This is a genomic window from Paenibacillus sp. FSL R5-0928 (assembly GCF_037970385.1).
Taxonomy (GTDB): domain Bacteria; phylum Bacillota; class Bacilli; order Paenibacillales; family Paenibacillaceae; genus Paenibacillus_AQ; species Paenibacillus_AQ odorifer.
The window spans coordinates 2,804,557-2,827,804 of sequence record NZ_CP150225.1 but is presented as its reverse complement, the minus strand read 5'-3'; the positions used below and the strand labels follow the sequence as shown (position 1 = coordinate 2,827,804).

Sequence of the window (23,248 nt, the reverse complement as noted above, 5' to 3'; positions counted from 1 at the left end):
TCTCTAAAAATCGTACCATTTTCACACTTCAGGATACAATTTCACTAAATTTTGATCAAAAATAATTCTGTTGATAAAGAAAACCTCCGGAATAAATCCCAGAGGCTTTCTAATATAACTATTCTTCACTAGTATCTGCAGGCATAACAATCTCTTTTATACCATTAAAATGGCTGATATTTGTTTGCAAAGTGAGCACTGATTCTGAATCTAAGTTTTCTGATTTCAATGAAGTGAATATTTCCGCTTCCACTTTTTGCGGCAAATGTGTAGTTTTATCCAGCGTATATCTTAGTTTAATTTTGTCTGTTAAATTCTGTTTCATCAATTTGAGTGTTTCCTTACTCGCATCATTAGACGATATCTCCATCGAAAGTATGTATTCTTGTTCCTCTTCAGTAACAACGATCTCCTGAGAATCTATCTGGTACGTGTCTATATAATCGTACGGATCAATAAATCTTTGTACCATTTGTTTTTCTTTCACTGGAATATAATCGTCTTGCTTGATAAATAAATCATCCATTACCTTTGTATGATATTCAGTATCCGATATGTACTCTTCTCGTTCCTTCCCTTCCGCAGTCTCCGATTTTAGATATACGGTATAAGGATTTCTAACATAGTCGACATGAAATGAGACAGCGCTCGACCAATGTTTATCTTCACTTTTTTCCGATTTGCTTGATGTTTCTTCTTGTTTCTCCATTTCTATAGTGTAGCTCTCCTGCTTAGCCAGTTCACTCCGAGACATGCTGAGCAGCTCCTCTGCACGCTTATCTCCCTCTCCTTCAGCACCCGATTTAGTGTTCGTTGCACAACCTGTCAAACCTAACATACAAATGATACCGATAAAAACCATTTTTCTGATAAACATATTACTTCCCCTTCACTTCGAATGAAATCCAAATATAACTAAATCTATTTTATCATTATAAAGCTAACAGCTTATATGACGGAAAAGGTAGACATGTGAAAAAGCGTCTTATGGTGTACAGTTGCGCCGGGTTTGGTGCTTTGATGCAAATCAAAAAAATACCTCCCCCGCCTTTACAGCTGAGAAGGTATTTTAGTAATATTACCAATTCCCTTAGCTCAATGTGTCAGCACAAACTCATCCAGCAGCTTTCCATCCACATCATAGGCCTGATAGGTTAATGTATCCCCGGTAACGTTAATGCCGGCAAACATTTGCTTATTATTCTGAAAATGCACCGCGTGATAGAACTGATCTTCTTTTTTCTCGTTAAATTTCCCTCCAGAAGCGTTGGTCACAACATAGACTGTACCTCGTTTAGCATCTTTGGAAATCTCACCTTCTGGAACTTTTTTTCCGCCACGTAACGGGTAGGATCTGGAATATTCATGATTATGACCCTGCAGCACTAAGTCAACCTGATACGTATCAAAAATATCCGTCCAATCTTCAACTTTCTTATAGGAGTTCCCCCCGTAAGCCGGACGGTGCATCGCAACGATTTTCCATTTCTTGTCTGTGTTCTTCAGATCTTCCTTCAGCCATTCCGTTTGCTTTTTTAGATTGCTCTCTGTATTCAGTACCGTTACATGCACAGGTCCATAATCGAAGGAATACGAGGTGCCAGTAATTGAACCCTTCGCCCCATTATCCGGCAGGTTGAAGTGTGAAGTATAATACTTTGCATCCTCATCCACCTCATCATGATTGCCTGTTACCGGCATTAACGGAATCCCTGAAATCCAGCCCTGCACATTGCCAAAAAAATCATCCCAGCCTGCCGAATCCTCCGGATCCTCCGTCAAATCCCCGTTATGCACAATAAATTTGGCTTCAGGAAATGTCTGAAAAGCCTTGTTCAGTGTATTCCCCCACAGCTTAAAATCCTCTGCCGTTTCCCCTTGAGAATCCGTTACGTTGATAAAAGACACACTGTCCAGTCCATCTTCTTCCGTTGTAAATTCCGCTGCCGGACTCCATTCCCCTTCAACGCCACTACCCACTCTATAAGTATATAACGTCCCGGGTTCAAGACCCGTAGCTTCCACTTTATGAACACCTTTGGTGCCATTGTCTGTTTTGATGGAACTGCTTTTCGCTTCTACCCTTTGTACATCCGTATTTGCAAAAGAGGACACCTGTCCCTTTACAATCTCCAGAATGCCTGCTGCACTAGAATCACTTGTATACCAAGTAAACGCGCGGCTTGTGCTCGCGGCTCCCTTAAAGGTAGTCACGAGATCATACGGTGCTGGTGAATTTGCATCACTTCCGCTTTTCGATCGTTCCAACCCATAAGCCACTAAAATAACCACAATCACAAGCACTCCTAGGATTATGGCAAATTTATAGTCTCTCATCACGGTACCTCCTTATGAAAATTTCTCTCTAGCCTTCTAAATAAGATAGCCCCCTACAAAGTCAGAAGTCAAATCTGCACACGATTCTTTATACAGACTTTTGTTAACGCAGTGTAAAACATTCAGCAAACATTCAGTCTATTTTAAGTTAAGCATAAGGTCTGTCTCCTAGAATTAGTCAAGCAGGAAGGTTAGCCAGAGATAGAGAGAGAAACGAGGTGTGAAAATGAATAAGAAGCTTCAATTCCGGCATGAACTTAAATTTTTCATTAACTATCATCAATACCTTATATTACGCCAGCGATTGCAAAGCTTGATTGATAAAGATCAACACGCTAATGAGAGTGGAGAATACCACATTCGGAGTTTGTATTTTGACGATATCAACAACACGGCACTTGCAGACAAGCTCGGCGGTCTCAGAGAGCGGGCCAAATACCGGATTCGCATTTACAACATCCAAGACAACATCATTCACTTTGAGAAAAAAATTAAAATGGACGATTATATCGCCAAAATCAAAGAACCGCTAACACGTCAAATGTACGACGAGATTATGGCGGGCAACTACGAAGTGCTGAACGTCCCGGACAGTCCGCTGTTCATGGAGTTATACGATCAGATGCGCCATAACCTGCTGCGACCCAAGGTCATCGTGGATTATGTTCGCGAGCCTTATGTTTGCCACAACGGCAATGTGCGAATAACGTTCGATAAAGAATTACGTACGGGCCTGCATTCTACGGATATTTTCGATAAGGATTTGCATCCGATTCGGGCGATTGATGAGAACTTCATAATTTTTGAAGTGAAATTTGATGAGTATATTCCGGAGTACATTAAAATCGCTTTGCAGCTTGGGGGACTGAATAGGCAGTCCGCTTCAAAATACGTGATCTGCCGCAAATTCTTAAAAACTAACACTTGGGAGGATTATTGATTATGAATGCATCACTAGCACCGCTAGCAGCTACAACAACGACTACAGATACTACAAATAATTTTTCGGACATTATTAAAAACTCGGTGATCGACAATTTTGTATCTGATATTAGTATCTCCAAGATGCTGATTACCTTGGGCGTAGCTTTTCTGATCGGATACTTCATTTACCTGCTCTACAAACGTGTCTTTAGCGGTGTTTTATATTCCAAAAGCTTTAACGTCTCACTTATGGGCATGACCATGATTACAGCTACTGTCATTATTGCGATTAACTCTAACCTTGTGCTGTCCCTCGGTATGGTCGGCGCATTGTCCATCGTTCGTTTCAGAACACCAATCAAAGATCCAACTGATCTGATCTTCTTGTTCTGGGCAGCTGTAGCAGGGATTGTAACAGGCGCAGGATTTTTCACCTTGGCTATTATCGGTTCGATCATTATCGGCCTCATTTTGTTCCTGTTCATCAAACACTCTTCTATCGAAACGCCATATTTACTGGTCATTAACTGCGACAGTGATGAAAGTGAACGTGAAGTACACAGCCATATCACCAAATCCGTAAAACGTTACAATGTGAAGCAAAAAACAGTCTCCGCAAACAATATTGAATTGACGCTGGAGCTTCGTCTGGATGATAAAGTAGGCGGCTTTGTCAACACAGTCTCTGACCTAAAAGGTGTCAAAAATGCACTCTTGATCAGCTATAGCGGTGACTATGTATCTTAATTACAACGAGATGAAAGGCGGTGCCCCAGATGAAAACCAGAGGTAAGTCAATCCTGCTGAGTTTTTGCTGCCTGCTGCTGGTCATCGCCGTAGCCGGGTGTCAGAACGCAAGTCCGTCTGCAACAAATAATCCAACGTCTGATGCTCAAGACAAGGTCATTTCGAGCGATGAGAAAAAGCTAGACGAGCAGGTCTTTCCAAAAGATAAGGTAGTGGATGTCAAAATCACTTTGGACCCGGACGATTTTCAGGATATGCTGGATAATGCCAGTGCAGAAGAATATAAAATGGCTTCCGTAGAGTACAACGGTATGAAATACGATAATGTAGCTGTACGGACCAAAGGAAATCTCAGTCTCAGAAGCGTAGTACAGATGACAGACTCTGACCGCTACAGCTTCAAAATTTCTTTTGATGAGTATGTTAACCAGAATTTATTCGGCATTACTAAAATCAATCTTAATAATAATTACAGCGATGCTTCTTATATGCGTGAATTTCTGACCTATGAGCTCGCTGAAAGTGTCGGTCTCCCGACGCCGAAATATTCCTTCGTCAATGTGTATGTAAACGATGAACTGAAGGGTTTCTATCTTGCAGTAGAACAGATCGGTGATGCTTATCTGGAACGCAATTTCGGCAACACTTATGGTGCACTTTATAAAGGCATAATGACCGGTCAGGGCAGTGATTTGACTTGGCTGGGCGATGATCCAGCCCTCTATACTGGACTAGAAATGAAATCCGATAAGTCCAACGATGATATTCTTGTCGACATGCTGAATGAGCTAAATAACGGCACCGATTATGAAAAATACATCGACGTAGAGGAATCGCTGAAGTATATCGCTCTAAATGCGGTCACGGGTAATATGGACAGTTATTTAGGTGGAAATAAGCAGAATTATTACTTATATGAAGACGATGGAGTCTTCTCGATTCTACCGTGGGATTATAATATGGCTTTTGGCGGCATGGGAAGCGCAGATGTGTTAATTGACGAGCCTACCCAAGGTGCGTTGGCAGAACGCCCGCTGATTGCGAAACTACTCGCTAATGAGGAATACAAAACGAAATATCACGAAATTGTTAGTGAGATGATTACTGGCTATCTAGCGGACGATACGTTCCAGGCTCGGATTGATGAGCTGAACACGATGATTTCCAGCTATGTCAAAGCGGATCCATCCGCCTTCTACACTTTCGAACAGTATGAAAATGGGATAAAGGCTGTTGAGACCTTCATGTCGAACATGGCCACAAGTATCCAGCAGCAGCTCGACGGCACCATTCCTTCATCCGGTGACGGATCAGGAAGTGGTGGCGGCATGGGTGGTGGCATGGGCGGCGGTGGCTTTGGTGGCGGCGCTAAAAATGGTGCAGCTCAAGGCGCTGCGGGTGCTGGGCAGGCCACAGGTGCGGATGGCGCTACTGGTAATACTGGCGCAAACGCAGCTGCAGCAAATACCGGAGGGCAAGCGGCTACGGATGGACAGACTGCTCAGGGTGGTGCAGGTGGTGAGCCTGGTGCCATGGGCGGACCGGCTGTCCCTAATGCCGGCGATGGTCCTGGCAGTAACTCACAAGCAACTGCGGGTGGGCAGACTACACAAACAGGGCAAACTGCTCAAGACGGACAAAACAACACTAACGGCCAAGCTGCTCAAGGTGGATTTGACGGCGGCGCGGGTGGTGAGCCTGGAGCTATGGGCGGACCCGCTTTCCCTGAAGGCGGCGGAAATGGTCCTGGTGGTGGCGGCATGGGCGGCGGTGGCTTTGGTGGCGGTATGCCTGGTGGTATGGGCGGTGGCGACTTTGGTGGTGCTGGTACTATGCAGCAAAAAGGCAGCACGAGTGAAGCCATCACCACTGGCGTCGCCATCCTTCTCCTAATACTAACCGCTGCTTTCGTAACCTACTACAAACGCAAACGGCTGTAGAGCAGTAAAAAGTATCCTCATCAACAAATAATTCATGCAAGAAGCCTCCGTCGTTTATTGACGGAGGCTTCTTGCATGAACACTATATTCTTGTATCACAACTAGTTCCCGCTTACTCTTTCCGCCCGCGCAATATACTTATGGTTGCTATTAAAAAGGCTAGTAAAGAGATCCCTAATGCGATATAGACCATTGGGTTGACACTGGTTGAGTTGTTCTCGCTTTCCATGATGGCATTATGTTCTTCCATACTCATGCCATTGTCACTGGAACCGTGAGAATGTTCATTCCCACCGGAGGCTTGCACAATCGAAGTAATAGAATGCGGACTTTCTGTTCCTGCCTCACCAGACCACTGCACCAAGCTGCCATCGGCATAATGCTGATAAGCATCCCAAGCAATGTCACCTGCAGTATCAGGGTTCTTCGCTGTGAAATAGAAACGTTGGAATTGTCCTGCTTTAATTCCTTCTCCATTAGCTATCCAGCTAACTTTGTTCCCCTCAATGGTAACATCCCAGCCCGGTGTAGCCTCATATTGCTTGAACTCGGCACCTGCCGGGATACGTAGATCAACTTGTACAGTCGCTACATCTTTTTCTGAAGGGACTTTAAGTGTGTAAGTCTCCCATGCTCCGGTACTGGATTGTGCTGGTGCCACGGTTACGTGTGCGCTTGCCACGGCTGCGAACAACAGAAGTGTTGCAGCGGCTGGTGCGAATAGTGTCATTATTTTGCGAGATAATCTGTTCATAGTTAGAGTGCCTCTTTCCTTAAGTAATTTTATCATTTTTCACTTTCATCTCTATCCTCATAATTACCGCGGAAAATCACGTTTACGTGAAGCAAGCCCCTGCTCCAGAGCATAACGCGTCAGCTGCGTACGATTTTGGAGTTGAAGCTTTTGAAGGATGTTTTTCAGATGGTTTTTTACGGTATGCTCCGAAATCGACAGGCTTATGGCAATCTCTTTATTCGTCGATCCGGAAGACACACAGCTTAAAATCTCCTTCTCCCTTGCCGTCAATGACTCTCCTTCGTCCGTTACTGAAGGAACGGTAAATTCTTTCAGGATTTGAAAAGCCAGCTCCCGGCTTAGCGGTGCTTCTTCATTCACAATGGCTTGCAAATATTCAATCCAGGTGGAAGGTGCCAGATTCTTCAATAAGTACCCTTGTGCACCTTGCTTCAGCGCTTCGAGGAGGTGGGAAATTTCGTCCGATACCGTAACGATAACGATTTTGACATAGGGATATTCCTGCTTGATCCGGCGAGTAGTCTCCAGCCCGTCCATCTCCGGCATCTGAATGTCGATAAGAATGAGATCAGGCATCCACTGGGCCGTGAACGCGATCGCCTCAGGACCACTCTCCACTACACCAATGACCTCAAAACTATCATCCATGGACAAAATCTCACACATCGCCTCACGCGCATGCGCATGATCATCCACAACCAAAACCCGGTACCGGCTCATAAACTTCCCCCTCCTTTCGTAATTTCCACATTTGTCCCCGTATTGCCGGAGCTCACCTGAAGCTTCCAACCCATTCCTTCGACACGTTCCTTCATGATCTGAAGGCCGTAACTTCCGTTTACCTCAAAAGGGTCATGCTGAAATCCTTCGCCATTGTCGACAATCGCCACGCTCCAGTTTTTCTCAGTGCCTGCACCCGTGATAGAAACCTTCGCCGCTCTTGTATGCTTACGCACATTAATAATAGCCTCTCGGATACAAGATAGTAGCTCTGCTTTTTCCGAAGGAGAGAGGGCTTCATCCTGTAGACTCCAATCCAAGGAAACTTCAATCATAATCTCGTTAGCCATTTGAGCAAGCTGATCTTTAACCGACTGTTCCAATGAAAAAGAGTGCTGCTCAGACACTGGTACCTTCAGATTAGCGATCGCCTGCCGAACATAACGGTTCACCTCGTGGACGGTCTTTTTGATCTGATCCACATTTTCTTCGCTGACTTCCCCATTCCTGCGGCTTGCTTCCAAACGATCTATTTTGACAGATAAAAGAAATAAAGATTGCGCCATCCCATCATGCAGTTCCTTAGCTAGCCCTTCCCGGGCTTTCATTGCCTCTTTGAGCGCACGTTCCTGCTCCAGCTCCCGCTGATTCCGCTCCATAAGCGAAAACATAGGGACGAGCAATACAAGAGTGAACAAAAATACGAGAACAGGTGTCAAATAATTCCCCAGATCCATCGAAATATAAGGCATTAGAAACTGATGGCGCACGACCTCCCAGATCCCTACCATTAGCGTTGGCAGTAACAGGATCATGTACTTGATTCGGTTATACGTTGCTGTCCCCTCCCGTACATCTTATGATTAACAATATCACCGTCACAATTCTGCTACATGACTCGATCGGGCTATTTAAAGTTCTTATTGTTACAAATTTAAGTATTTTAAAAAATTAATGCTATCCTTCATAATATTATAAGCAATATATAGTGAAAATTTATACTTTCTTATATTGTAGCAAAAAAAAGATACATCCTTCGATGTATCTGCATCCCAGTTATAGTGGTGATGTGTAGCGTCCGTATTGAATGTCCATTTCTTTAAAAACATCTCCCTCTTTTTCAGGAAAAATGTATTTACGCCTTCCGCTCCCCACCACTCCATACCGAGTAATGGGCCTTCAGCGGTTTCCGCCGCAAAAAGAATAGAGAACATCTCTGGTATGACTTCCCCACCATCATCCACTCTCCAGACGGAAAATTCATCGCCTTGAATGACAGCCGGATAATCCATAAAGGTAAGCCCGACCTTGTCTTCCAGCACGAGACTGAATAACATATCCTGATCCTGCCTAATGAATTGAACGAGATACAGCTGCCGTTCACCAGACAGGTCAGCAAGTTTCCAAATATGCTCTACTTCACGATTTTTTGCAGAAACAATATTCTGCCGCACATTTTCTGCAACATTTAGCGAGGCTTGCTTAACCTCCGTAGGCTTAACAGAGATTAGCGCATTCGTATTAAACTCTGCCTGATCCGTCAGGTAATAGGTCTCATCAGGAGTCGCATTCCCCTCTTCAACCGTATAAAGATACCCTGGCAGATTCACAAAATTGTGAGCCATCTCCCGGCCATTACTGTTCTCCGTACCCTCCTGCCATTTATTCAACTTCACTTTTAGCACTTGCCCATGATCGCCGATCGCCTCATTCAATTGTTGCATTTGCGCATCCAGCCCTTTTTCCTGCCCGGTGACTAAGATGCTCTTGCCAGACTCATCTGCAAAACCAAAATTCGCCTTCAGCTTTCCAGCTTCCAGATAAGTTGCTGGCTGCTGCATGCTTGCCGTTGGTGTTGGCTCTGCACTTGGAGAAGGGGTTGGCTTGTTAGAGCCTGAGCAGCCCGCCAGCAGTAGAACAATAAGAAAACTCACACTGAGCTTATTCATTCCCATTCCTCCAGACGAAACTAAAATATTCCCATACTAAGATACCGTTCCCCTGTGTCAGGTGCAATGCAAAGCACGCGTTTGCCAGCCCCAAGACGACGCGCTTCCTGCAACGCCGCCCATACAGTGGCACCACCGGATGGACCCAGCAGAATTCCTTCTTTTGCAGCCAGCCTTCTTACCGTCTCCAAGGCAGCTTCATCCGCGACCTGAACGATGTCATCGTAGACCTGTGTATTCAAAATTGCGGGCACAAAGCCCGGACTCGTTCCTACCAGCTTATGTGGTCCTGGCTTTCCTCCAGATAATACGGGCGAGCCTTGCGGCTCAACCACAAGAATCCGGATATCAGGTAGATGCTCACGCAAAACCTCACCGGTTCCAGTTATCGTGCCCCCAGTTCCTGATGAAGCAACAAACACATCCAGCTTACCTTCCATTTGCTCCAAGATTTCCAGAGCGGTCGTTGTCCGGTGAATATCAGGGTTGGCTTTGTTCTCGAATTGCTGTGGAATAAAACTGTTCTCCACTTCTTTTCCCAGCTCAATCGCTTTTGCTATAGCTCCCGGCATCCGTTCTGCTGCCGGCGTCAGCACAACATCCGCACCATAAGCCTTTAGAATATTGATTCGTTCCTTGGTCATATTATCAGGCATGACAAGAATCGCTTTATACCCTTTTGCCGCGGCATTCATCGCTAATCCTATCCCTGTATTTCCACTAGTCGGCTCAATGATCGTCCCGCCCGGCTTCAACAAACCTGCTAGCTCGGCTTGCAGGATTAGATTATAAGCTGCCCGGTCTTTTACACTGCCACTTGGATTAAAAAGCTCCAGCTTCACATATAGTTCTGCATCTTGGGGGCTAGTCAGCCGATTTAATCTTACAACCGGTGTATTCCCAATCAGCTCTGTTATATTGTTAACCACTAAGGATGTCATTTTAGAGCCTCCTTCATTTCTGTACCTTCCATTATTGTAACGTGAGCAGCACCTCCTGTCGATTCAGAACCCTTGGTTTCTGCAACCTGAAAACAACCGCCCCCCACGAAAGCGGGAGACGGCTGTTCAGTATTGGCAGCTTTATTTTTACGGATTAACGTTAATCGTAAAAGTAGACGTATTATTTTTAATATTCGTTACCGTGTTGGTAATTTTCAGATTGTTAAAGGTGGCTGACCCTCTGGCAGGACCTTGCCCAGCCTCAGCCGCTTCATTTACCCAGATGCCCACTCCGGATTTGCTGTCAAAAGCATCTCCACTCTTTTGCGCACCGGAAATTGTGACATTCGTGAAGATGGTATCTGTCACTGGGAACTGCGGCGCGGAGCCGACATAGTTGGTCTGGAACATGATACCATGATAGGTTGGATCAATGATATCCACATCACTGACACGAATGCCTTGGAATACCTTAGAGGCTGAGAATACCCAGATTGCCGGGAAGGTCTGTGCCCCCCAGAAATGTCCACCTGCACGAACAATGGAAATATTCTCAAAATTCGTTGTCGGTGAAGCGCCAAAGCCGTTCATTGGATACCCGAAGTCAAGTGAGCTGATCGTAATTCCAGAATAGCAAAGCGTGTCGGCAATATAAATGTTGCGGAAGGTATTGGCATATCCGCCATAGACGGCTACACCTGCTGCCCGCCAGGTTAAGATTGAAGTGAGATTCTCATAAATATTATCCTTCATATCTGCACCACCGGAATCAATAGCCGAAAACAATGCAAAGCTATCATCCCCTGTAGCCCGTGCCTCAATATTGGATACGAGATTATTCGTGCTGCCATTCGTCATATTGATGCCGTCAGCGAAGGTGTTGCGGATACGGGAGTTTTTGATCACCATGTAATCCGTATTAGCTCCCCAGTACATACACACCTGATGTTCGGTCCAGATGTTATCGATCGTAATATTTGCCACATTGGAGAAATCAAATACTTTACCCGGACCATCAATACGTGATGTGTAGTTCCCAAAGTAAGCAAAATTCGCAAAAGTAGAGCCATTAGCAGTATCGCTTGCCCGGAAACCGATATCCGTATTCTCCTGATTCGTTGGAGCGTAGAATCTCGTATACCATGGGCCTGCACCAATGATCTTCACTGCTTTTCCATAGACCTGAAATTTACTGGAGGTCTGATAGTTACCTGCTGGCAAATACACACCTACGAGATTTCCGGTCGTATCCATGCGTACTTTATCTAGCGCATTTTGCACATCCTGATGTGTAAAGCCGGCTGGGACCGTATATTTGGCCGGATCTGGATTGGCAATTGGTGAAACCTGCTCCAGACTGATGAAATCAATGGCATACTGCGAGGTATTTGCCACATCCTTTTGCAGTCGAATCGTACTACCTTTCGGAATCGTGCTGTCGAACATAATGTTGGCTTCATCATAAATATGCCGCGGAGAGCCCGCGCTTGGTGAATTGCCGGGACTTATCTCTGAACCGTACAGCCATGCATATTTAGAGGTCAGATTAATCGCCTTGGTATAAACTCCGTTCACATAGATGTTCAGTGTAGCATTCGTACCGTCTCCACTCGCCGAATCTGGAATCGAGAAGCGGGTGACCAGTGTATTAGTGTCAGCCTTAGTAGTGAATTCTACATAACTGCCTGTAGTATTCAGTGTAACTGCTCTTCTGCCTGAAGCCTCACCCGCAAGATCTCCAATGGTCCGATTAGCAGTAAGCTTCACAGCCCCGCCACCAATCACGCCCTCCTCAGCCTCATACATGTCGTAAGGCATATTGGCTCCACGACCTACAAAAAGAGACTGTGTTTGAATATTGTTGGCTTGTTTAACTGGCAGCTCATTAGTGTCTACGGCAATTTCGGTCTTCACAGTATATTTGCCATTAGCTGCTGTCCAAGTGCCAAGGCTAACAGGAGGCGCTGTTACTCCACTGCCAATCACGCCGTTATAGGTTCCAGTTAAGGTTTGGAGTACAGCATTCGTAGTAGCATCCAGAACCTTCAGGGTTATGTTATGCGCACCCCCTGCGGATGCTGCCGTCCCTTGATTCTTGATTGCCACCGAGAAGCTGACCACATTGCCGCCTGCTGGATTGCTTGGTGTCCAGCTAACTGGGGAAGCTACTAGATCAGAACTGGATACGGGAGCAATAATAAGAGAATTTGGACTAGTGAAGCTGTTATTGCCTTCGTTCAATTCAATAACCGTATTATTCTCGTCAACCTTTGCAGTTAAAGTATAGGTAGCTGCATCCTTTACGCCCATATTTAAAGTGACGTTCGTAGATGCGCCAGCCGCTAATGCCCCCACTGGGCTAGTACCTACAAGTGTGCTGCCCAAGTAGAAATTTACATTAGTCGCTGTGGAAGCTAATGTTCCAATATTTTTTACCGTTGCATTTAAAGTAATGGCATTGGTCTCTACTGGAGCTGAAGGTGACCATGTAAGACCGGTTATCGCCAAATCCGGATTAGCAGCTGGTGCACCCATCACTTGGAATTCAGCGATTTGTCCAGCGGTTGAACCAGTATTGGTGGTAATCTTCAACTGTACTTCACTAGCCGTGGCCGTTACCGGAATAGTGACCGTATTGCCGGTTGCCGGATTAAAAGTATACACGGTTGCTGGCACAAGACTAGTAAAGGCTGTTGTATTCTGATTATGCCCAAGCACTTGAATAGTCTGAGTACGTGTGGACCAGGCTGATGATGGATTCAGTTTGAGGACAATGGATGTAATATCGGCATTACTACCCAGGTTTACAGATAATGTATTGGGATAACTTCCTCCTGCTCCTTCCCAGTAAGTAGTTACATCACCGTCATTCGCATTTGCAGGAACAAAGGTAAAGACGGAAGAGGAAGCGTTGATGCTTTTGTTCAAAGCCAGATTGGAACCCGCCCCAGGCGTTGGTGTAACTGTTGGTGTCTGGGTCGGTGTTACCGTTGGAGTTGGTGTAGGTGTTACTGTCGGTGTTGGCGTAGGAGTTACCGTCGGTGTCGGTGTTGGTGTTACCGTTGGAGTTGAGGTAGGTGTTGCCGTTGGTGTTGGAGTTGCCGTTGGTGTTGGAGTTGCCGTCGGCGTTGGTGTTGTCGCAGAAGCTGGAGTGACGTTCAAATTATCTAGATTCACATTTCCAGTGTCTCCTGTATCGTACTTATAAGTAATCGTGTTAGCGCCAGCATTCAGAGCCAGCGTCTCAATCTTTGTTGACCACGTATTCCAATTGGCCAGATTCGCAAGTGAGGTTTGCTTAATTTTAGTTCCATTCACATAAACACTAATGGTTTTTGTACTGCCTGATGCATTTGAAAATCTTAATGTAGCATCATAGTTACCAGCAGAAGCTACATTAACACTAAATGCAGTTGCAGCACCTTGATTTAGGTAACCATCAACAAATCCTGTACCTGTATAACCTGTATGATCCGTGTTAACCTTGGCACCACCGGATAATGCGGCATTCTCCGCTTCATATCCTGAGGATGGAGTTGTAGTTGTATTACCATGAACCTCAAATTCCGCTAACTGTGCTGCTGGCCAGACCGTATTGGATGTGAAATTCAGTTTAACATATCTGACATTCGCAGCTGTAAAGCTGATGGTCACTGTATTGGAATCACTCGTTGGATTAAATGTATAATTGGCGGAATCTACTAAGTTATTGTAAGCTGCATCATCTGTACTCCCTTGCACCGCTAACGTTTGAGTTCTTGTTTCCCAATTCGTAGGCAGCTTTAACACAACCTGATTCACGCTGCTTGCTGCCCCTAAATCCACTTTAATCCATTGTGGAAAAACACCGCTTGCGCTCTCCCAATACGTTCCTTGGCTGCCGTCATTAGCATTGGCTGCTACGTATACATCACCGAACGAGCTTGAAGTAATAGTCTTCCCTTGGGCTAAATTCCCCGCAGCTAAACTCACCGAGGGATATAATCCTAACTGACCTACAAATAATATAACAATCAAACAATAAAGTACTGCCGTCTTCCCGGTAAATCTTTTAGAAGCTGCTATCATTGAATAACCACCTTCCAAAATTTTGTGGAGCTATACAGCAGAAAGGATGCGCTTTCAAAACAGTAGTTTTATAGACATTCGCCTCCTACATTTGAAATGATGGATTACGGATACAAGCTAACTAATAACGCTAATAATATAAGTTATACGTAGATGGCCGTCGATGGCAATTTCTATGCTTTGTATGTGGGATATTACGTTCAACAAAAAAAAGCCCCGGAGAGGACAAGGGGACTATATTGCCCCTTAACTCTCCGAAGCTTCATGTTATACATTAAATCTAGCTACCAACCCTTGCAGTCCATGCGCCATTGTACTTAATTCACTTGCAGAGAATGCAATTTGTTCGACCGAAGCCATTTGCTCTTGTGAGGCTGCTGACACATGCTGAGTACTCGCAGCGGTTGTTTCCGAGATTTGCGTAACGTTACGAATTGACTCTACAATCTCATCCGCAGCCGCCGTAATCTCCTCCACGGCTCCAGATACTTCCTGAACCTGTTCGGCGAGTGAATCTATAGATAATCGAATCTCACCGAAGGAACGTCCCGCTTCCTCGATAATCTCCGTACCTCCCTTTACTTCACGCATGCTGCTCATCATCACCTTCATGGCATCATCTGCTTCACTTTGGATCCCAGTCGCCATTTCTGCAATTTGATTGGCGGATTCCGCGGACTGCTCTGCCAGCTTACGGACCTGATCGGCAACCACAGCAAAACCTCTACCTTGCTCACCAGCACGAGCTGCCTCAATCGTCGCATTTAGGGCCAGCATATTCGTCTGCGAAGCGATTCCTTTTATGACTCCTACAATACTGCCAATCTCCTGAGATCGATTCACAAAACCTTGGACTTGCTGTGATAAAGATTGTATGGAGTGATTAATCGATTCCATTTGCTGCCCAGCGGCCTGAAGGGATTCATCTCCTGTAATGGCAAATGCCGCAGAGCGATGGGAGGCTTCCGAGATGTCCTGGACACTGGCAGCAATTTGGCCGATTCCTAGTGATATTTCTGAGATTGTAATCGTATTGGTCTGCAAATCATTCATCTGTTTGGCTGTTCCGGAAGCGATTTCACCCATAAAATCCGATATTCGTTCTGTGGCGCCTGCCGTCACTCCACTATCTGACCTAAGCTTTGTAGAGGAATTCGCGAGACTATTTGCCGATAACTTCACCTGTTCAATCATCGTGCCCAGATTATCTGTCATTTTATTAAAGTTAAACGCCAGTTCACCAATCTCATCTTTAGAACGAACACTTAACTTGCGCGTAAGATCGGCATCCCCATCTGCAATTTCCTTCAACTGCGTGTTCACATCACGAAGCGGTTTAATAATTCGTCCAGAAATTAGCAGCGCAAGGATCACCGCGAGCACTACCGACAATCCGGTCACACCAAAGCTAGTAATCAAAGCGTTATTACGATGCGAATTTGCCAGGCTTTGTCCATTCTCTATTTCCTCCATGAGCATGTTCTGAAACACAATCTGAGATTCTATCATAGCGTCTAATGATAGGTCCGTGAATTTCTTTTGCGCTTCCGGGAAGTTGCCTTCCTTAGCTAAAGCAAAAGCTTCCTTCAGAACGATCAAATAATCATTCCATTTGCTCTTCAGCTCAGTTACACCCTTTAACTCAGCTTCACTTAATCGGGCACTCTCCAGCTCTGTAATAGCATTTTCAATCAATGGGAGCATTTCTTCATACTGCGCCAGATAGGAATTCCGCTCATCATCTGTGTTGCTCATCACATAACGAGCACCCAGCTCATCTGCGGTACGAATCTTATCCGTTAAGCCTTGAACAAGTGACAGCTTGTCCCAGTTACGATTAACCTGATCTGTCAATTGGGTAACCTTCCCCTGAAACAATGTGTTTCCGGCTATCGCCACTAGAAAGACTATAATCACAGCAGTAAATCCTAAGACTATTTTCCCACGGATACTTTTCACCATCGTTTTTCCTCATCTCTATATGTATGTAGGTCTATTTGGTACTTTTATCCTACTAGCTCTCCCTTAAGCCTCTCTGAATTTGAACTGAATGTTTGCTTAAAAAAACAAAAAGACCCCTATTTCCGGCCGAGGGCAGGAACTAATGGTCTTTTGAGATCTTTTTATTCGTATAAATTTCCGTTAGCCAGCTCTGCCAGCTTCGATTCATCCAGTACACTTAAGCGTCCACGATTTCGTGTAATGATTCCTTCATCAATAAAACGACGCACGATTCGATTAAGATGCCGATAGCTTGTGCCAAGCAATTCTGCTGTTTCAATAAGACTTGAGGTCCGAATCTCCTCCACTCGCCGGTCACCGTTTTTATCTGCGAACAAAGACATTAAATAACTGGCAAATCGATTCTCCACAGGATACAACAGGTTAAGTGCGGAGGCTTGACCGAGCGTATGCAATTTGTGACTAAGTTCTCCGACGAGAAAACGTAACAACGCTGTATTTTCCTCAAGCTCTCTCAGGAGTAGTCTTCTCCCTGCAAAAAGAATCAAGCTCTCACCCACAGACTCCACTTGATTCTTAACAGGGAACCGGTGAAGCAGCTCTACATCCCCAATCACAGATATCGGATTTGTAAACCGCACCAGCATAGATTTGCCATTTGGCAGCAAGGTCTGAATTTTGAGCTTGCCCTCAACCAATATGAACATTCCATCCAATTGATCGCCAACCAAACACAGCTTTTCTTCATCCGCGTAACGTCTCAACTCCATTTTATGCGTTACCAGCGGGCTAAATATTCCGTCCAGACCGTTCTTCACTGCCAAGGCACGGACAGCCTCACGGTCATTTATCGTCTGCATGTTGTGCCCCCTCTATTGTTTGCTCCAGTGTAATTTAGAATACCCCACAAAAAAAGGACATATGTCCTTTTTAATGAGGTTTTCCTATGACACTTTACATTACAACAGAATCCACACAATAACGAATCATCTCTACCTTCTGATCCTGCAGCCAAAATTCAATACTCCGATGGTTGATTTTATCCACGTATCCGATAATCTCAGCCCCTTGCTCCCCTCTTTTATAATAAGAAGTGCCATAAGCCTTGATCACTTCGTCTGCTGAAGCTCCAACATGAATATCTCTTGCCGTACTCATCGTATGATCGGAATAGACGCTGATTAGAATTATTTTATCATCACCACGCGCTGTGGCTATTGTTGTCTCGTTACCCAGATCATAATACTGATACCGCTCTATATCATTATTTGGCTTAGGTTCCCTAGCAATTGAATCAAGGCTTTGAAGCAGCTGAATGCCGCCCAGACTTTCCTGTTCAAGATTGGTGCTGGAAACACGCGAGTAATGATTTTGTTTGGGCGCATTGTATAAATAGATATGATAGATCCCGTAACTTAAACCTACCGTAATAAAAATGATGATAAATGACCAGCCTCTTTTAAATGGCTTCTTCCTCACTGACCTCACACCTTCTTCTTACCTTTACTGTGCAAAATATTCAGCCAGCTCACGCTGCGCCAGATATTGCGGGAAATTGAACGACTGCCAGGCCCGCTCACGCTTATTGAGTTCTCTCCATTCATTCTTTAAAAAATCATCCAGCATCCCATCTTCCTGTTCACTAAACCTTATCAGAGAAGGGATGACCTCCGGAGATAAACGGACCAAATAATTGGCGTCCAATTTACCACTTGCCGCATAACGATCCATATTTTTATTAGCGATAATAACATCCATCCCGATATAGTTCATGACGACGTAGGAGATCAAGCCCAGCACAATATAACATTTCGCCAATGGCACACGCTGAACAGCTATCCGTAAGGCTGCAACCACCAACAATAAGCCCATAAATATCATAAATGCATGCACTAAAAACCGAGTCGTGGTATAGCCGTACACCTCTTCATATAGAGTCAGACGGGTATAGGCGGAATATAGCATCACTGTCGAGCAACCAACCAGAATGTAGAGCAGGACATTAATAAATTTTTGCAGCCCTCCACTTCTTTTTCCTTCCGATACCAAAGCCAGCAGCAAAATCACGAAATTAATCGCAGCCACCATAATCAGCTCAAAAAATCCACTACGTGCGTAATCAGCATATGAGCTGCCCTCTGGTAAAATCCCTTCCCATGCTCCAAACAAGTAAGAAAACTGTACGAAAACAAACAATACATATACCGTGTTAATGGCTATAAGAATCGTCGTCATAATTATCGGATCCATTTTAAAGCTTACAGGCGCCAGCACTGGACCATATTCCTTAGGCTGCATATTCCAGTCATAGATTTTCGAATCCACATACCCCCACACTAAGCCGAACAAGCCCATGCCCAGCAGGATAATCCACAGCACCCGCACAAAACTTTCCCCAAATGAAATCCGATCCAGCACATTCGGCAGCTCCAGCAGTACATGATGAAACACTCCGTCCGCTGAGGACAGCAGAGTAACCACAACCAGCAATATTGGAAAAGAGATCGCAAGTCCTATCAGCACTTTCCCCATGACCTGCTTACGCTCGTCCTTCATTTTACTGCCGCCAGTCCTTTTAATGATCGTAAACACAGTGCTCCAATGGCGGAAATTCTGTGGAAGCACATGCTCCAGCGTGTTCCCCACTAATCCAAGCCGGCTCCAAGCCGGCCGTTTATCACTAAGCAAATAAGTCATATGTAATAAAATCAACACCGGGATCACCAGCAGGTTCAGCCCAAAGAAGAAAAAATTATGAAAGAATAAATAGGTTAATGAAAGTAGAAAAATCGCTCCAAACCAGAAGTAACTGAATATGTTGAGCTTGCGGATTTTAGCCTTGGCATAATAAAGCATGAACGCATAGAACAGACACACAAAGATTGGATACGATAGGCCCGCCAGCTTTCCATAAAATAAATACTGATGAACTATTGCCAGTAAGAACGCAGCAAGCAAAGCAGCAAGCGATCGATTAAGCCTAAGTCCCGTTCCCGTTTCCATTTCCTCGGTCATGGTAATTACCCCCATTTTCTTACTTTCTCATCCTTATTTTACGTGATAAAATAAGAAAAAAAAGAGAAAGAATTTATTTATAATTTCCTATTTTCCGAAAGGAACCAAGACAATGAAGCTGCATAGCCAATTTTTAAAGCTGCAATCTCATTTTGGGGGAGCAACAGAAATCTCAGTGACGATGGATGAGTTGGCATTGATTTTCGGCTGTACACACCGCAATGCCATGCATATTGTGAATAAAATGATGTTGCAGGAATGGATCAAATGGACGCCTAAGCGTGGGCGGGGAAGCCGCTCTTTGCTGCAATTTCTTGTTCCCTCCGAAGAAATTGCCCTTCAATCCATGATGCAGGCGATTAGCCGCAAAGATGTCCACCACGCTATAGAAGGCATCAAAACCCATGCCAGCTCCACCTCACTGCAGGATACACTACAGGGTTGGCTGCTGACCTATTTTGGGCATCATTCTGAAATTCGTAGTGACAAACAAATTGATACTCTCCGCCTGCCCATTACCCAGCAGCTACATACCTTCGATCCGTTATATATGAATTTGCTGGCAGAGTCATTTGTTTCCAGCCATGTTTTCGACGGGTTAGTGAAAAGAAGCGGTGAACGGGACAAAATTGTTCCCTGTCTGGCTCACGCCTGGGAAGTCGATGAGAGCCGGACGCTCTGGACTTTTTTTCTGCGCAAAGAGGTGTTATTCCATCATGGAAAAGTGCTTACAGCCAAGGATGTAGTCTATTCCCTGGGACGGTTGATGCGAACCTCTAAACGGACACTCTATAGCTATATTTTCAAAGAAATCCAGCGGGTCACCGCATTAAATCCATCTACCGTTCAAATTACGCTTAAGCAGCCTAATGAACTATTTCTGCCATTTTTGTGCACGAGCAGAGCCGCAATTGTACCGCGTGATTTAGAAGGAATAGATGAGCAGAGCTTTGGCCGTAGACCCGTGGGGACTGGCCCCTTTAAGGTTGTGGACATGACCGAGGACACTTGTGTGCTGGAGGTTTTTCCTTATTATTTTCAAGGACGGGCTCATTTAGATCGGGTTGAAATCCTTTATGTCCCGTGGGATACCGAAACGTCATCCTCTGATACGGGTTCTGCTTTTCACGTGATTCAGAATCCCTCATCCGCCAGTTCTTCGACCTGGAGCCGAATTCATTCGGAGTCTTCCATCCGGAAATTCGTCACCTGCAATACGCAAAAAAAGGGACCGTTAAGCGATCCCCTGCTTCGGGCAAAAATAGTCTCCTGTTTAAAAGACGATTCAGCGTCCATCGAGCAAGAAGCGATAAAAGATCAAGAAATCACGTTGCAAATCTCTACGATTCCACAATATGCTGGCGATGCTGATTTTATTGCCACTAGACTAGAGCAACAAGGTTATAAATGCAATGTCATTTCCGTGTCTCCAGAGGAATTTAAAGGTCCGATTCGGCTGGAATCTGACCTGATTGTTTTCTCATTATTCCGTGACGAGGATGAACAACTTCGTTTATTTGATCTATACCTTACGCTCTCCCAGCATATTGAACCGTATACCCGGGCGGATATAGAAGGCTGGCTGTATACCATCGCGCGCGAACCTAATCCGGTGGCCCGAGCGGAAAGTTTCAGTATCATCGAGAACCGTCTGATTAAAGAGCACCACCTACATATTTTGTATGAAAAGCCCACTCAGACAGCTTATCTCCCCTCTGTCCGCGGGGTTAGCTTCAATAGCCAGGGTTGGGTTGATCTTCGTCATGTCTGGTTTCCGCCACTGCTCTCTAGCAGCAGCACGAGTTGATCTGCTTGAATTAAAAAATGCGGAAATCCAGAGCTTGCCCCGGATTTCCGCATACGCGATAAAGCTAATTATTAAGCTGCTGTTTTAGTCGTAGCTGTAACTGTAGAAGTCCCCGCATCCCACTTCACATCCATATTCAATCCCTCGGAAATAAATCTAACCGGAACTAATGTCCGATTTCCGATAATTTGCGGAGGAACGTCGAGTGTGAGCGCTTTGCCATTGATGTAAGCAGTCTTGCTGCCAATGGCCATTACGATCGTTGTATTGTCTTTTACTGCAGTGATTTTCTTAGTCGTTTGATCCATGGTTACTGTAGCACCCAGAGTATTAAAGATTGCATTCACTGGCACAAGCACCCGGCCATCCTTATTCACAGGAAGCTGATCTGCAAAGCTGACCGCTGTTCCGTTTAAAAGTACGGATATTCCCTTAGTGCCCGTCGTGTTCGGATTAGTTGTTGATGGTGTTGTAGTTACAGAGGGTAGAGGTGTGACGTTAAGTCCTAGCTGGCCTTGCAGATTAGCAAGTCTGTTCAGCGCAAAGGTCATAATCGAACCTGCAGCCATTGTGCCCATACCTTGTCCCCCGCCTCCAGCGTTACCTGTTGGAGGTGTAGGATTACCATCAGTCGCAGTCCCTGTATTATCAGGACGTGCTGGCGGTGTCGTTCCATCCGGAGGTGTCATGCCTTCCATCCCAGCTGGTGGAGTCATTCCTCCACTACCACCCATCTCACCTGTTGCTGAATAAGTAACATTACTTTCAAATTGTTCCATGGTATAAAATTTGGTTGGGTCTGCTTGAACGTAAGGTTTAATCAAGGTAGCCAATTCAGTGATTCTGCTCTGAATTCCTTCCAAATAATCTACCAGCTCAGATACATATTTCAAGTATTTAGTCTTATATTCAGGCACTTCCAACAGATTAGCAATCATTGGGACCTGATCTAAACTTATCCCAAGTGTAGGATTATCAATCGATGCAGTTACTGCGTTGGTATTGGCTGCAATGGTTGTTGCCGATGTAGATGTTGTGCCCGCAGCAGCTGTTGTACCTGCTCTGCCGCCTCCGCCACCAGAATACCCGTTAAAGGACATGTTCATATCCCATGGAAGTACACTAAATTTACCGGATGCATCCCCGTACAACATATAATTATGACCTTTATCCCCGTTATAGCTGTCATAGTTACCCAATACAGCATTAGCGGCGATATACTTCAGGGCCGAATCCACATCTAGCACACTTTCAATAGAACCCTTCTCACCGGCAGGCATCTCATTCAGTACCTTGATGAAGTTCTTTAACGAAGCTTTATCATCTTCTTTACCTGTATCATAAGTTATCGTTTCGTAGTCACTGTCTTCTTTGTACTGCAGATAACTTTTTTCTTCTGTATCATACAGAACACCTTCGTCATAAGTTTCTCCATAGGTACGTTCTAGATAGCTGTCATCTATCGCTTCCACACCTACATAAAACCCATATAATTCTCCGTTGATATACAGGTTGGTGAACACAGTCAAAGGTGCATCCACACCAACAGAACGGAGCGCTTCGTAATGTAAATATTCACGAATATACGAAGGGTCCGAAAAATTGTTGTTCAGTACCATTTTATCAAGACCAAGTAACGTTTGCTTCTTATCATATTTATCAAATTTCAGCCGGAAGCTGTATCTGTCCGAGTCTGTCATACTGGCTACCGATTTTAACGTCAGATTCCCTTTAGTAGAAAATCCAACATTTTCAACAACATTCCCGTCAACTTCAACCTTAACTTTTTTGTATTCTTTTTCGAGGGGACTTGCTAATATACTTTTCCAATCCGCATCATCAATCGTTACTTTAACATCAATGATTCTGTCACCCGCGAACAGGGATTCATACGCTTTCGTTACACCTGCATCCGCCGCACTAACTACGGGCGTGTTTCCAGCAACTCCAAACGCTGTTGAGACGATAGCAAGACTTAGTGTAACTGCCATAAACTTTCTCAGCAAATTTTTCTTCTTCACCATGTGTAATCCTCCTTGAAGTACTGATTTATGTTTTCGCAGTTCAAGGAGATTGTAAAA

The 23,248-nt window shown here is 44.8% G+C and carries 17 protein-coding genes; 4 read left to right on the top strand and 13 right to left on the bottom strand.

Annotation, left to right across the window (positions count from 1 at the left end; translation table 11 throughout):
* Nucleotides 1-118 precede the first annotated feature (118 nt).
* Both MKZ16_RS12520 and MKZ16_RS12515 read right to left on the bottom strand, forming a co-directional pair.
* The gene (locus MKZ16_RS12520) at nt 119-877 is read right to left on the bottom strand and encodes a DUF6612 family protein (protein ID WP_076106132.1); all 759 of its coding nucleotides are present in this window, start codon (nt 875-877) and stop codon (nt 119-121) included.
* 218 nt (nt 878-1,095) lie between these two features.
* The gene (locus MKZ16_RS12515) at nt 1,096-2,337 is read right to left on the bottom strand and encodes a metallophosphoesterase family protein (protein WP_076106129.1); all 1,242 of its coding nucleotides are present in this window, start codon (nt 2,335-2,337) and stop codon (nt 1,096-1,098) included.
* A 226-nt stretch (nt 2,338-2,563) separates the two neighbouring features.
* On the opposite strand from MKZ16_RS12515, the gene MKZ16_RS12510 reads away from it, so the two are divergent.
* The 3 genes from MKZ16_RS12510 to MKZ16_RS12500 are packed head-to-tail and all read left to right on the top strand — an operon-like array spanning nt 2,564 to nt 5,948.
* Nucleotides 2,564-3,277, top strand: a complete 714-nt coding sequence (locus MKZ16_RS12510) for a polyphosphate polymerase domain-containing protein (RefSeq protein ID WP_076106126.1) — start codon at nt 2,564-2,566, stop codon at nt 3,275-3,277.
* Nucleotides 3,278-3,279: 2 nt separating this feature from the next.
* Complete coding sequence (locus tag MKZ16_RS12505; RefSeq protein ID WP_036683492.1) at nt 3,280-4,008, top strand: DUF4956 domain-containing protein; 729 nt, start codon at nt 3,280-3,282, stop codon at nt 4,006-4,008.
* A gap of 29 nt (nt 4,009-4,037) precedes the next feature.
* The gene (locus MKZ16_RS12500) at nt 4,038-5,948 is read left to right on the top strand and encodes a CotH kinase family protein (protein WP_038570060.1); all 1,911 of its coding nucleotides are present in this window, start codon (nt 4,038-4,040) and stop codon (nt 5,946-5,948) included.
* A gap of 112 nt (nt 5,949-6,060) precedes the next feature.
* Here MKZ16_RS12500 and MKZ16_RS12495 read toward each other — a convergent pair whose 3' ends face one another.
* From MKZ16_RS12495 to MKZ16_RS12450, 10 genes are all read right to left on the bottom strand, one after another.
* Nucleotides 6,061-6,702, bottom strand: a complete 642-nt coding sequence (locus MKZ16_RS12495; protein ID WP_051491292.1) for a DUF1775 domain-containing protein — start codon at nt 6,700-6,702, stop codon at nt 6,061-6,063.
* A 63-nt stretch (nt 6,703-6,765) separates the two neighbouring features.
* Nucleotides 6,766-7,425 (bottom strand): response regulator transcription factor, encoded by a 660-nt coding sequence (locus MKZ16_RS12490; protein WP_038570057.1) that lies wholly within the window; start codon nt 7,423-7,425, stop codon nt 6,766-6,768.
* Nucleotides 7,422-8,240, bottom strand: coding sequence for a histidine kinase (locus tag MKZ16_RS12485; RefSeq protein WP_076106124.1), 819 nt, complete (start codon nt 8,238-8,240; stop codon nt 7,422-7,424). Before MKZ16_RS12485 ends, MKZ16_RS12490 begins: the two co-directional genes overlap by 4 nt.
* Nucleotides 8,241-8,351: 111 nt before the next feature.
* A complete protein-coding gene (locus tag MKZ16_RS12480) occupies nt 8,352-9,374 on the bottom strand; it encodes a hypothetical protein (protein WP_076106121.1) in 1,023 nt (340 codons plus the stop codon).
* 20 nt (nt 9,375-9,394) lie between these two features.
* Nucleotides 9,395-10,315 (bottom strand): cysteine synthase A, encoded by a 921-nt coding sequence (cysK, locus tag MKZ16_RS12475; protein WP_038570052.1) that lies wholly within the window; start codon nt 10,313-10,315, stop codon nt 9,395-9,397.
* A gap of 147 nt (nt 10,316-10,462) precedes the next feature.
* The gene (locus MKZ16_RS12470) at nt 10,463-14,383 is read right to left on the bottom strand and encodes a discoidin domain-containing protein (protein WP_081383995.1); all 3,921 of its coding nucleotides are present in this window, start codon (nt 14,381-14,383) and stop codon (nt 10,463-10,465) included.
* Between the two features lie 267 nt (nt 14,384-14,650).
* Complete coding sequence (locus MKZ16_RS12465; protein ID WP_076106118.1) at nt 14,651-16,345, bottom strand: methyl-accepting chemotaxis protein; 1,695 nt, start codon at nt 16,343-16,345, stop codon at nt 14,651-14,653.
* A gap of 161 nt (nt 16,346-16,506) precedes the next feature.
* Nucleotides 16,507-17,205 (bottom strand): cyclic nucleotide-binding domain-containing protein, encoded by a 699-nt coding sequence (locus tag MKZ16_RS12460; RefSeq protein WP_036683474.1) that lies wholly within the window; start codon nt 17,203-17,205, stop codon nt 16,507-16,509.
* A gap of 94 nt (nt 17,206-17,299) precedes the next feature.
* Complete coding sequence (locus MKZ16_RS12455; RefSeq protein WP_076106116.1) at nt 17,300-17,824, bottom strand: hypothetical protein; 525 nt, start codon at nt 17,822-17,824, stop codon at nt 17,300-17,302.
* Nucleotides 17,825-17,848: 24 nt separating this feature from the next.
* Nucleotides 17,849-19,360, bottom strand: coding sequence for a DUF4173 domain-containing protein (locus tag MKZ16_RS12450; RefSeq protein ID WP_076106114.1), 1,512 nt, complete (start codon nt 19,358-19,360; stop codon nt 17,849-17,851).
* Nucleotides 19,361-19,472: 112 nt separating this feature from the next.
* Between MKZ16_RS12450 and MKZ16_RS12445 the strand changes: the two genes are divergently transcribed.
* A complete protein-coding gene (locus MKZ16_RS12445) occupies nt 19,473-21,167 on the top strand; it encodes an ABC transporter substrate-binding protein (protein ID WP_036683466.1) in 1,695 nt (564 codons plus the stop codon).
* A 71-nt stretch (nt 21,168-21,238) separates the two neighbouring features.
* Here MKZ16_RS12445 and MKZ16_RS12440 read toward each other — a convergent pair whose 3' ends face one another.
* Nucleotides 21,239-23,191, bottom strand: a complete 1,953-nt coding sequence (locus MKZ16_RS12440) for a CotH kinase family protein (protein WP_076106112.1) — start codon at nt 23,189-23,191, stop codon at nt 21,239-21,241.
* Nucleotides 23,192-23,248: the final 57 nt, after the last annotated feature.

Excerpts from the sequence above, each read along its gene's own strand:
- MKZ16_RS12520 (WP_076106132.1), bottom strand. The coding sequence starts at position 877 with ATGTTTATCAGAAAAATGGTTTTTATCGGTATCATTTGTATGTTAGGT.
- MKZ16_RS12515 (WP_076106129.1), bottom strand. The coding sequence starts at position 2,337 with ATGAGAGACTATAAATTTGCCATAATCCTAGGAGTGCTTGTGATTGTG.
- MKZ16_RS12510 (WP_076106126.1), top strand. The coding sequence starts at position 2,564 with ATGAATAAGAAGCTTCAATTCCGGCATGAACTTAAATTTTTCATTAAC.
- MKZ16_RS12505 (WP_036683492.1), top strand. The coding sequence starts at position 3,280 with ATGAATGCATCACTAGCACCGCTAGCAGCTACAACAACGACTACAGAT.
- MKZ16_RS12500 (WP_038570060.1), top strand. The coding sequence starts at position 4,038 with ATGAAAACCAGAGGTAAGTCAATCCTGCTGAGTTTTTGCTGCCTGCTG.
- MKZ16_RS12495 (WP_051491292.1), bottom strand. The coding sequence starts at position 6,702 with ATGAACAGATTATCTCGCAAAATAATGACACTATTCGCACCAGCCGCT.
- MKZ16_RS12490 (WP_038570057.1), bottom strand. The coding sequence starts at position 7,425 with ATGAGCCGGTACCGGGTTTTGGTTGTGGATGATCATGCGCATGCGCGT.
- MKZ16_RS12485 (WP_076106124.1), bottom strand. The coding sequence starts at position 8,240 with ATGATCCTGTTACTGCCAACGCTAATGGTAGGGATCTGGGAGGTCGTG.
- MKZ16_RS12480 (WP_076106121.1), bottom strand. The coding sequence starts at position 9,374 with ATGAATAAGCTCAGTGTGAGTTTTCTTATTGTTCTACTGCTGGCGGGC.
- cysK (WP_038570052.1), bottom strand. The coding sequence starts at position 10,315 with ATGACATCCTTAGTGGTTAACAATATAACAGAGCTGATTGGGAATACA.
- MKZ16_RS12470 (WP_081383995.1), bottom strand. The coding sequence starts at position 14,383 with ATGATAGCAGCTTCTAAAAGATTTACCGGGAAGACGGCAGTACTTTAT.
- MKZ16_RS12465 (WP_076106118.1), bottom strand. The coding sequence starts at position 16,345 with ATGGTGAAAAGTATCCGTGGGAAAATAGTCTTAGGATTTACTGCTGTG.
- MKZ16_RS12460 (WP_036683474.1), bottom strand. The coding sequence starts at position 17,205 with ATGCAGACGATAAATGACCGTGAGGCTGTCCGTGCCTTGGCAGTGAAG.
- MKZ16_RS12450 (WP_076106114.1), bottom strand. The coding sequence starts at position 19,360 with ATGACCGAGGAAATGGAAACGGGAACGGGACTTAGGCTTAATCGATCG.
- MKZ16_RS12445 (WP_036683466.1), top strand. The coding sequence starts at position 19,473 with ATGAAGCTGCATAGCCAATTTTTAAAGCTGCAATCTCATTTTGGGGGA.
- MKZ16_RS12440 (WP_076106112.1), bottom strand. The coding sequence starts at position 23,191 with ATGGTGAAGAAGAAAAATTTGCTGAGAAAGTTTATGGCAGTTACACTA.